Origin of the sequence: Ethanoligenens sp. (genome assembly GCF_047718355.1) — a bacterium.
In the GTDB taxonomy this organism is placed as follows: Bacteria; Bacillota; Clostridia; order Oscillospirales; family Ethanoligenentaceae; genus Ethanoligenens.
In genome coordinates this window covers 26,219-36,475 of the sequence record NZ_JBDNLG010000020.1, presented here as the reverse complement: position 1 = coordinate 36,475, position 10,257 = coordinate 26,219, and the positions used below count along the sequence as shown (strand labels likewise).

Genomic DNA, 10,257 nt, shown 5'->3' with positions numbered 1-10,257 from the left:
GCGCCTTGTTTTGATGAAGCAGCGGACTGACGGTTTCGCTCAAGAATTCCTCAACCTGTGCGGCGGCACGGCCGGTGAAATGCTCCGGGGTAAGCGCGCCCTCAAGTTCCGTCTTGTCCAGCATAAATGCCGGGTCATCCACGATGCGGTCGATCAAGTCGTTATCCAGACCATCCTCTTTTACACGTTTAGCCGCCGCCAGCGAATGCTGCCGAATCTTTTCGTGCAGCTGCTGGCGGTCGCCGCCTTTTTTCACCGCGCGCATCATGATATTCTCGGTGGCCATGAACGGCAACTCTTTCATCACACGCTGACGGATGACTTTCGGATACACAACCAGCCCGTCCGCCACATTGATATAAATATTGAGGATGGCGTCCGCCGCCAGAAATGCCTCGGCAACCGCAATACGCTTGTTGGCCGAGTCATCCAGTGTGCGCTCAAACCACTGGGTGGCGGCGGTGAAACTGGGGTTGAGGGAATTGGCAAGCAGATAGCGGGAAAGAGCCGTCATCCGCTCACTGCGCATGGGATTGCGCTTGTAGGCCATGGCGGAGGAGCCGATCTGATGCTTTTCAAATGGTTCCTCCATCTCTTTGAAGTTTTGCAGTAAGCGCAAATCATAGGAGAACTTGCTGGCGCTCTCGGCGATGCCTGCCAGCGCGCCCACCACCTGGCTGTCCACCTTGCGCGAGTAGGTCTGCCCGGAAACCGGCACGACTTTCTCAAATCCCAGTGATTGAGCAATCAGCCGCTCCAGCTTTTTCACCTTTTCGTGGTCGCCGTCGAACAGCGCCATAAACGATGCTTGTGTGCCGGTCGTGCCTTTGGAGCCCAGCAGCGCCAGACCTGCAATACGGTATTCCACATCTTCGAGATCCATTAGCAGCTCGTTGATCCAGAGCGTAGCACGTTTGCCCACAGTGGTAAGCTGTGCGGGTTGGAGGTGTGTATAGGCCAGGCAAGGCAGCGCTTTCCGCTCATCCGCAAATTTGGCCAGATGCGCGATAACGTTGATGATTTTTTTTCGCAGCAGTTGCAGACCTTCGCGCATGATGATGATGTCGGTGTTGTCCCCCACATAGCAGGAGGTCGCACCCAAATGGATGATGCCTTTTGCCTGCGGGCACTGCACGCCATATGCGTACACATGGGACATCACATCATGGCGCACTTCCTTTTCGCGCTGTTCCGCCACATCGTAATTGACGTCCTCGGCGTGGGCTTCCAGTTCCGCCACCTGCGCGGCGGTGATGTTTAAACCCAGTTCTTTTTCCGCTTTTGCAAGTGCAATCCACAGTTTGCGCCATGTTTTGAACTTCTTGTCCGGAGAAAAGAGGTATTGCATCTCCGTGCTGGCATAACGCGTGCAAAACGGACTTTCGTATTGTTCCCTGCTCATAAGGCCCTCCATATTTTACAAACAGCCGTAGGACGGCGATTTTTTACACATTGTATGGTGCGTTTCTTAGTGTACCACAAATTCCGCCGCAGGCACAGCCTCCTTTTATCGGAACAGAAAAATTCTTTGCATGGCAACCTCGGGGCAACAGGCACGATGTACGGGGCTTGTAGATTGCCCCCGCTTGTGCTACCCTAAGAAAAAACAAACACCATCTGCAAAATAAAAAGGGGGCCTGCCCGTTTTGATGACTATTCCAATGCTGGACCTCAAGCGCCAATATGCCCTGCTGGAACCGGAACTAGAGCCAAAGATACTGGATTGTCTGCGCGGCGGCGCGTATGTGATGGGCAAGCCGGTCGCACATCTGGAACAGACGCTTGCCGCCTATTTGGGTGTGCGCCACGCTGTCGCGGTCGGCAACGGCACCGATGCACTCACTATCGCGCTGGTCGCGCTGGGTGTTGGACCGGGTGATGAGGTCATCACCACACCATTCACCTTCTTCGCCACGGCGGAAGCAGTTGCGTCCCTCGGCGCCACGCCGGTGTTCGCTGATGTTCGCCCCGACACCTACAACCTCGACCCCGAAAGCGTGGCCAAATGTATCACCCCACGCACCAAGGCCATCCTGCCTGTACACATCTTCGGGCAGCCCGCAGACATGGATACGCTTAACGCCATCGCGCGCGCGAACAAGCTGGCGGTCATTGAGGATGCCTGCCAAGCCATCGGCGCGGCCATCGGCGGCCGCAAAGTCGGCGGCTGGGGGGATGTGGGCTGTTTTTCTTTCTTCCCCACCAAAAACCTTGGGGCATTTGGCGACGGCGGTCTCCTCACCACCAACAACGACGAATATGCCACTCTTTTTCGCGCCCTGCGTGCCCACGGCGGCGGGCATACCGGCGCGGCGGCACGCGCGCTGTTGGAGGGCAAACCGGTGCCTCCCTCTCCGGCAGAAAGCGAAAACCCACTGTATAATCCATACAAATACTACAATTATATCATCGGATATAATTCCAGATTGGATACTTTGCAAGCGGTGATACTTAACGTAAAGTTTCCGCACCTTGATGAATGGAACGCGCAACGCACAAAGAACGCCGCATTCTATCAGGAACACATCCATCGCACGGATATTACCTTGCCCCATCAGGCGGCCGGTACCACCCATGTGTGGCACCAGTTCGCCCTGTGCACCCGTTACAAAAAAGAAATGGGCGAAGCCCTTGCCAAACAAGGCATTGGAAGCGGTGTGTTTTATCCAGTGCCGCTGCATCTGCAAAAAGCGTTTGACACACTACAATACCGTCCCGGCGCACTGCCTGTATCGGAAATGCTCGCACGAGAGACGCTCTGCCTGCCGGTCTTTCCCGGCATGACCGAGGAGGAGCTCTCCTACGTGGCGGACGCAGTAAACGCTTTCAAGCCATAAGCCGGATTAGTCGGGCAAATGCAAAAATTTGATGCAAACCGGACTGCCCACTTGCGCGACATCCCCCAGGAATGCCAACGCGCCATCCCGCACGGCAAACGCGGCAATGGTGTGGGAAACCTCATTGGCAGCATAGAGGAAGCACCCGTCCGGTGAAAATACGAGGTCGCGCGGCCCTTTTCCGCCGCACGGTGTAAACACAGGGCTGCTGAGCAATCCCTTGTCATCAATTTGATAGAGAACAATGCTGTCGTGTCCCCGGTTGGATACGGCAATCAGGCGATGATCGGAAGAAATCTTGACGGCGGCGGGCAGGTTGTCTCCCAAGAAATCTGCCGGCAGGGTGGCATAGTCTTTTTCCGCCGCGTATCCGCCTTGTGAATCGGTACGCAGCAATGTTAAGCTGTTGTCCAACTCATTAACCACATACGCCGCCCCGGCCTGCGGCAGAAACGCCAGATGGCGCGGCCCGTGTCCGGCTGCCATCCGGGATCGGCTTATTTTCTCCAGAGCGCCGGCCCCCGTAACCTGATACCTGAAAATGGAATCCAGGCCCAAGTCGACCGCGCAAAGCTGTCCATCCGGTGCAAAGTCAATGAAATGAGCATGCGGAAACGTTTGCCGCGCCGGATGCGGGCCGTGGCCCTCGCGTATCTCCACCGACAGCGCAGGGGCAATTGTGCCGTTTTGCAGCGGAAACACAGCCAGCGCCGCATCCGACCGCCCCGTATCTGCAAACGCCCCCGCACCATAATTTGCAACAAACAAAAATTTTTCAGACGGGTCCACACTCAGATAACAAGGATAACGCCCCATCGACGGCTGCGCCCCTGTTTGTGTCAGCACCCCGTCTTTACCAATGGCAAAGGATGCCACCCCTCCGTTGGCCTTGCCGCCAAACGTTCCGGTTTCCAGCACCGCATACAGAAACCGTCCGGTCGGCGATACTGCCAGATAGGACGGATTTTCCGCTTTTGCAGCCAATTTTAGCGTACCCAGCCTGCCATCCGCAAGCAGCGGGGCCATATAGATTCCAGCACTTTTCCCGCCAGTATAGGTGCCGATATAAGCTACCCAATCCATATCGTTCAACCCTTTCTAATTCCTTATTCGTTTTCATCATTGTAACACACCCTGCACCATACAGGGCAAAGAGGAGGAAATTTTATGATTCTGGTTAAAGCTGACTGGTCTGAAGAATTGGCGAAACGCCTGCATGATGAAACCGGCGAAACCGTCACGGTCAATCAAGATCCGAGCGATGCACTGCTTGCAAACACAGATATTCTGCTTGGATTTGGATGTGATGAGATACTGCTCACTCGCTGCCCGCAATTGAAACTGTTCTACTCGCTCAGTGCGGGCGTGGAACGGCTGCCTTTTGCCGCTCTGCACAAACGGCAAATCACTGTGGCTAATGCGAGCGGCGCCCACGGCGCACAGATGAGCGAACAGATTATCGGGGTCATGATCGGGTTCAGCCGCAACCTGTTCCTCAACCGTGATAACCAGAACCGTCATGTGTGGCAGCGATTCCAGCAGGTCGGCGAACTGAACGGCGGCACACTGCTCATCATCGGGGCGGGACGCATCGGGCAGGCCGTCGCCAAATGCGCCAAAACGTTCGGAATGCGGGTCATCGGCTTGAAAAACCACCCCGCCCCGCTGCCTGATTTCGACGACGTGCAAAGCACCGACAGTCTGCACGCGCTGCTGCCGCAGGCCGACTATGTGGTGCTGCTCACCCCCCTCACCCCCGCCACCAGGGAATTGATGGATGCGGCCGCTTTCGCCAAAATGAAACAAACGGCGGTGTTTCTCAACTATTCCCGCGGCGGCACAGTGGATGAACAGGCTCTCATCCATGCACTGCAAACCGGCGGCATCCGCGGGGCGGGGCTGGATGTCTTCCAAAAGGAGCCGCTTGAGACGGACAGCCCGCTGTGGTCTATGCCAAACGTCATGCTCACGCCCCACAGCGGCGGCAACAGCACACAGTATGACCAGCGCACGCTGGATGTGTTTTTGCAGACCTACCGCGCTTGGAAAGCAGGCGCGCCGATACCCACGCAGATTGATCTTTCGCGCGGTTATTGACGCGTGAAAAATCCCTGTATTTTGTAACCGCTACAGCATTGCAAAACGCACGCCCCTGTGGTACACTGTGCCTGTATTCACTTTGTTTAACAGGAACACATCGCGTCGCGGGCATCTCGCGGACGCTTGGAAACGGGAGGAACCAATATGGGGATTTTTGGCCGCTTTGCCAAGATGACAGAAGCCAAAATCAACGAAGCGCTCGACAATGTGGAAAATCCGATCGAAATGTGCAACCAGCACTTACGTGATATGGAAGAAAAGTTTCGGCAGGCGCAGCTCTCCTCGGCGCAGGTAATCGGCAATGCGCACCGCGTAGAGGACGACTTGAACGCCGCCAAACAGGAATCTACCGAATGGGATGAAAAAGTTCGGCTTGCGGTTTCCAAAGGAAACGACGATCTGGCCAAACGGGCCATTGCCCGCAAGCACGAGATTGACACCCGCGTGCAGACATTGTCCGCCAGCTACGAAACCGCGCACGCACAGGCGGAAAAACTCAAAGAGACGCTGACCGAACTGCGTGACGAAATCGATACCACCCGCCGCAAACGCGACGAGTTGGAAGCGCGCTACAAAACGGCGGAGGCCTCCCAGAAAGTCAATGAAATCGTCGCCAATGTCTCCACAAAGAAAAACGACATCAACATGGATGACATCGAGCGCAAAATTGCGCGCAAAGAGGCGATGGCCGAAGGGCTGGGCGAACTTGCCGACATGAAAAAGGATAATCTGGACGACGCATTCAAAAAGCTTGAGGGCGACATCGATCTGGACGCCGAGCTTGCCAAATATAAGCAACAAAATCCATAAGGCGGCGTATTTTATATGAAACACAAATGGTTGCGCACGTTCTGTGCGCTTGCGGCGGCACTGGTGCTTTGCGTTGGTATCGGCATTGCATCCCCGCTGGTGGCGGATGCACGCGGCAGCGGCGGCACATACACTTCACCGAAAAGCGGCTATAGGACCGGCGGCTACACCACCCCCAAAAGTGGTGGCAGCACTGGCGGCAGCTTTTTCGGTGGCAGTACCGGCGGCAGTTTTTTCAGCGGCAGCACCGGCAGATCCTCCAACCACTTCTTTTTCTTTCCCTCATTTTTTCATTTTGGAGGATACGGCACTGGATTCAGTGCGCTGCATATTCTACGCTACATCATCATCGCAATCGTCATCATTCTCATTATCCGCTGGATTATTCGCCGTAGGCGGCGTTTTTAGCAGACCGCACAGCCAACAACTTTTATCCGACCGCACGAAAACGCGGCCGGTTTTTTATTACGGCTGCCGTACAACAGGGAGGAAATTCCTATGAACCAAAGCGAAAAAGCGCAATTGGCGAAGCTGGAGGCACTCTACGCAGACACGGTTTTCGCGCTGGAGGGGCTTGACGGATTTGTGGAAAAAAGCACCCTGCACCGACGCACATTCGTGCGTGGGCTGCCCGCACTTCGGGAGATCATTGATCTATCCAAGCGCGTGGAGGAAGACACCTCCGGCGGTTTTTTTGACAAACTGCGCGGTGCGGGAAAAGAGGCCGAGCGCAAACTGCTGGCGGGCATGGAAGAAGGACGCCGCACCTTTGAGCAGATGACATTCTGCAAGGATTGTGTCTGTTTTAAATGTCCGCGCGAGTGCGAGATGGAGGGCTGCGACCGCTGTGAGCCGGGCTGCGGCAGCCACATCGTTCATTGTGACAATCAGACGGTAACCGTCTACAGGTTTGCCAACAAAATCATCCCGCTTACCGAAAATCGCACCGGCATGACAAAGGACCATCGGGTGCTTGCGTTGGTGTTGGACAAAAAATACAAGCAGCTGTTCCTTGTTCTGGAAGATGGCGCGGAAAAATTAGTGCTTTATTACTATCCCAATCCATCGGGCGACACCTACGGGGAAATCACCGACATGGAAGATTTGGATTTTGCCATCCAAGCCTTTGAGGCGGGTACAACCGGTTCCTGAGCTCAAATAGGGCTAAGGTTGATATACCCACGCACAGCCTGAAACGGGCATTTTTGCCTGCATTTTGCAGCGGCTGCATCCATCTTTTATTGTGCCTGTCAAGATTCCGGAGCGGGTGGAATCTCCAAAAACTGTGCATCCTTGTTTTCGTCAATCGTGCGGCGCATAAACCATTCATTGGTAAACAGTACAACCTGCCGCCCGAATGCGTCCTGCACCACCAGCGCGTCATTTGTGTAGCCGATACGCTCAGTGGTAAATTTGGCAGGCATCACCCAACGTGCATACCCGTAAGGCAGCTGCTCCATACGGACATCTACCTTGTATTCGTTTTTCAATCTGTATTCCAGCACTTCGAGCTGGAGTACGCCGACCACGCCGACAATCAGTGACTCATACCCGGCAAACGGCTGTTTGAACAGCTGGATGGCGCCTTCCTCGGCAATCTGCTCCACACCCTTCAAAAACTGTTTGCGCTTCATCGCATCGATGATGGTCACGCTGGCAAAATGCTCCGCCGGAAACATCGGGATGCCTTCAAACTGGAACGTTTTCCCCGGTGGGCAGAGCGTGTCTCCAATATTGAAAATGCCCGGATCGAACACGCCGATGATATCGCCCGCATAGGCTTCCTCGACGATATTGCGATCCTGCGCGAGAAACTGCTGCGGCTGGGACAATCGGATGTTTTTTCTGGCGCGCACTTGATAGACGGTCATCTCTTTTTCAAACTTGCCCGAACAAATGCGGATGAATGCAATGCGGTCGCGGTGCGCGGGGTTCATGTTGGCTTGTATTTTAAAAACGAATCCCGAAAACGCCGCCTGTGTCGGCTCCACCTCGCCACCCGATGTTTTATGCGATGCAGGCATCGGCGCGTAGGAAAGGAAATCCTCCAGAAACGGCTGCACGCCGAAATTGGTCATGGCACTGCCGAAATACATCGGTGTCAGTTCGCCCTTTTGTACCTTTTCCAAATCAAACGCATCACCCGCCGTATCCAGCAGCTCGATGTCTTCGCAAAGCTGCTCATACAGCTTATCTCCCAGCAACTCCCGGAATTTGGGGTCGTCCACCGCACCGATGTTCGCCGCGACCATCCTTTGACCGTGCCCCTCGCTTGTGAACAATTCAATTTGTTTTTTCGCGCGGTTATACACGCCTTTAAAATCCGTTCCGGAGCCGATGGGCCAGTTCATCGGGCAAGAGCGGATACCCAGCACCTGCTCCAATTCTTCCATTAACTCAAACGGGTCCTTGCTGAACCGGTCCATTTTGTTCACAAAGGTGAAAATGGGAATACCCCGCATCCGGCAGACATGGAACAGCTTGACCGTCTGTGCCTCCACGCCCTTCGCGCCATCAATAAGCATGACAGCGCTATCCGCCGCAACCAGGGTGCGATAGGTGTCTTCACTGAAATCCTGATGCCCCGGAGTATCCAAAATATTAATATGAAAGCCGTCATAATCGAACTGCATCACGCTGGAGGTGACGGAAATCCCTCTCTGCTTTTCGATTTCCATCCAGTCCGATACGGCGTATTTGGCGGCTTTTCGCCCTTTAACAGTACCGGCCAGTCGAATGGCCCCGCCGTAAAGCAACAACTTTTCGGTCAGGGTCGTTTTTCCCGCGTCAGGGTGCGATATAATGGCAAAGGTTCTGCGCCTTTGTATTTTTTTAATCATTTCATCAGTCTGCGGCACAAATATCCACCTTTCAACAGGCATCGCCTGCTATACAATGCAAACAAGTCGCGGGCACCTCTGGAATAGAACATTCCGGCATTCGCGACCGCCTGCACCCAGATGCAGGTCGTCCATAAAAACCAGCTCCGCACGCAGACGTACTAGTTTTTTACGGTATATCAAAAAACCGCGCGTATCTGTTTCCGCGCGGTTTCTTATTATATCATATTTTCCATGCGTACGCCAGCGCCTTGCCTGCGGAAATTTAAGATTTCTCTGAAAGGATTTTGTTTTCCCTACAAGTACGTAAGGCAGTCCATCTTATCCCACCGTTTTCATCGTTTCCCGTTCCACGCCCGGCTCTCAGGCAGATACGGCTCATTTCCAAATGGAGGCGAATAGCGAAAACAGGAGAGGGGCGCAAATCACTGTGATGATGCCCGCCACGCAAATGGACAAACTGCTCATCGCCCCTTCGTCTTCACCAAGTTCCAATGCTTTGGATGTCCCAACCGCGTGGGAGGCGGTGCCCAGCGCCAGCCCGACCGCCACGCGGTTTTTCACCCGGAGCAGTTTGAACACCTGCGGGCCAAGCACCGCGCCGAAAATTCCAGACAGCAGCGTTGCCACCACCGTAACAGCCTGAATGCCGTGCATGTCCTGCGTGATGCCGATGGCAATTGCCGTCGTGACCGATTTTGCCATCAGCGACTGAATTAATATCTTGTCCATGCCAAAAACTTTGCAGAGAATATACACCGAAGACATGGACGCCACCGAGCCAATCGAAATGCTCACCAGAATGACCGGCGCGTATCTTTTAATCAATTTCAACTGGTCGTACAACGGCACTGCCAGCACAACAGTCGCGGGCGTCAGCAGCAGGGTGATGAACTGTCCGCCTGCCATGTAGTCTTTGTAGCTGATATGGAAAATCATCACCACTGCACAAACAATGACAATCGCCAGCAGCAACGGATTTAAAATGGTCAGACGTGTTTTTCGATAAATCACCAGCCCAACCGCATAGGCCGCGATAGAAAGCGTAATACTGAAAAGGGGGCTGGATACGATTGTTTCCATCATAGCGCAGCATCTCCTTTCGCTTCAGGCTCGCCTGCATCCGGCAAAGGCGGCGCAGGCGGCAGTGGGGATGGCCTGCGCGGCGATTGCGGCGGCACAGTTGGATCAGCCGGGGGAACCGGAGGCTGTGCAGCAGGGTCCTTGGGCGGCACCGCTTTCCCGCCATTCCTATTGAACAGCTTCATCATCCAGTTGGAAAAGACGCCTGTGACCGACAGCACAATGATGGTTGTCAGCAGGATGACCAGCAGGTACGGAACCAGCACATTTTTGATGGTGTTGAAATTGGCAACAATAGCAACACCGCTGGGAATGAAAAAAAACGCCATGTTGCCAATCAAAAACCTGCTGACACGGCGTATCTGCTGCTTCTTGATGACCTTGAAATAGAGAAGCAGAAACAGGATGATCATTCCAAATACGTTGCCGGGAACAGGCAGGTGTGTCACCACGCTAAGCACCTGTCCGGCCACGCAGATAGCGAAAACAATGCCGCACTGCGCTAAAATTTTCATGAAAAAGGCCTCCGCATCCCGAACTCGCCTGGATGCGGGTCGGGTCAAAATCGGGCGGCGCCTAACTCGCAC

10 protein-coding genes are annotated in these 10,257 nt (G+C 54.5%); 5 read left to right on the top strand and 5 right to left on the bottom strand.

The window, feature by feature from the left end:
• Nucleotides 1-1,402: adenylosuccinate lyase (gene purB / locus ABF463_RS04990; RefSeq protein WP_415532458.1), on the bottom strand; the 1,402-nt coding region annotated here is incomplete at its 3' end.
• Between the two features lie 247 nt (nt 1,403-1,649).
• On the opposite strand from purB, the gene ABF463_RS04985 reads away from it, so the two are divergent.
• The gene (locus ABF463_RS04985) at nt 1,650-2,837 is read left to right on the top strand and encodes a DegT/DnrJ/EryC1/StrS family aminotransferase (RefSeq protein ID WP_415532460.1); all 1,188 of its coding nucleotides are present in this window, start codon (nt 1,650-1,652) and stop codon (nt 2,835-2,837) included.
• Between the two features lie 6 nt (nt 2,838-2,843).
• Here ABF463_RS04985 and ABF463_RS04980 read toward each other — a convergent pair whose 3' ends face one another.
• The gene (locus ABF463_RS04980) at nt 2,844-3,920 is read right to left on the bottom strand and encodes a lactonase family protein (protein ID WP_415532457.1); all 1,077 of its coding nucleotides are present in this window, start codon (nt 3,918-3,920) and stop codon (nt 2,844-2,846) included.
• A gap of 84 nt (nt 3,921-4,004) precedes the next feature.
• Here ABF463_RS04980 and ABF463_RS04975 point away from each other — a divergent pair, with 84 nt between their 5' ends.
• The 4 genes from ABF463_RS04975 to ABF463_RS04960 all read left to right on the top strand — a co-directional run bounded on the left by ABF463_RS04975 (nt 4,005) and on the right by ABF463_RS04960 (nt 6,899).
• Entirely contained in the window at nt 4,005-4,934 is a 930-nt protein-coding gene (locus ABF463_RS04975; protein WP_415532456.1) for a D-2-hydroxyacid dehydrogenase, read from the top strand.
• A gap of 147 nt (nt 4,935-5,081) precedes the next feature.
• Nucleotides 5,082-5,747: a PspA/IM30 family protein gene (locus ABF463_RS04970; RefSeq protein WP_415532455.1), complete on the top strand. Its 666-nt coding sequence runs from the start codon at nt 5,082-5,084 to the stop codon at nt 5,745-5,747.
• A gap of 15 nt (nt 5,748-5,762) precedes the next feature.
• The gene (locus ABF463_RS04965) at nt 5,763-6,155 is read left to right on the top strand and encodes a hypothetical protein (protein ID WP_415532454.1); all 393 of its coding nucleotides are present in this window, start codon (nt 5,763-5,765) and stop codon (nt 6,153-6,155) included.
• A 90-nt stretch (nt 6,156-6,245) separates the two neighbouring features.
• A complete protein-coding gene (locus ABF463_RS04960) occupies nt 6,246-6,899 on the top strand; it encodes a hypothetical protein (protein WP_415532453.1) in 654 nt (217 codons plus the stop codon).
• Nucleotides 6,900-6,997: 98 nt separating this feature from the next.
• On the opposite strand, the gene ABF463_RS04955 is transcribed toward ABF463_RS04960, so the two are convergent.
• The 3 genes from ABF463_RS04955 to ABF463_RS04945 all read right to left on the bottom strand — a co-directional run bounded on the left by ABF463_RS04955 (nt 6,998) and on the right by ABF463_RS04945 (nt 10,185).
• The gene (locus ABF463_RS04955; RefSeq protein WP_415532459.1) at nt 6,998-8,587 is read right to left on the bottom strand and encodes a peptide chain release factor 3; all 1,590 of its coding nucleotides are present in this window, start codon (nt 8,585-8,587) and stop codon (nt 6,998-7,000) included.
• 378 nt (nt 8,588-8,965) lie between these two features.
• Nucleotides 8,966-9,673 (bottom strand): LrgB family protein, encoded by a 708-nt coding sequence (locus tag ABF463_RS04950; protein ID WP_415532452.1) that lies wholly within the window; start codon nt 9,671-9,673, stop codon nt 8,966-8,968.
• Nucleotides 9,670-10,185 carry a CidA/LrgA family protein gene (locus ABF463_RS04945; protein WP_415532451.1) on the bottom strand — a complete coding sequence of 172 codons (516 nt, stop codon included), beginning with the start codon at nt 10,183-10,185 and terminating at the stop codon, nt 9,670-9,672. The genes ABF463_RS04950 and ABF463_RS04945 overlap by 4 nt, the downstream gene beginning before the upstream one ends.
• Nucleotides 10,186-10,257 lie beyond the last annotated feature (72 nt).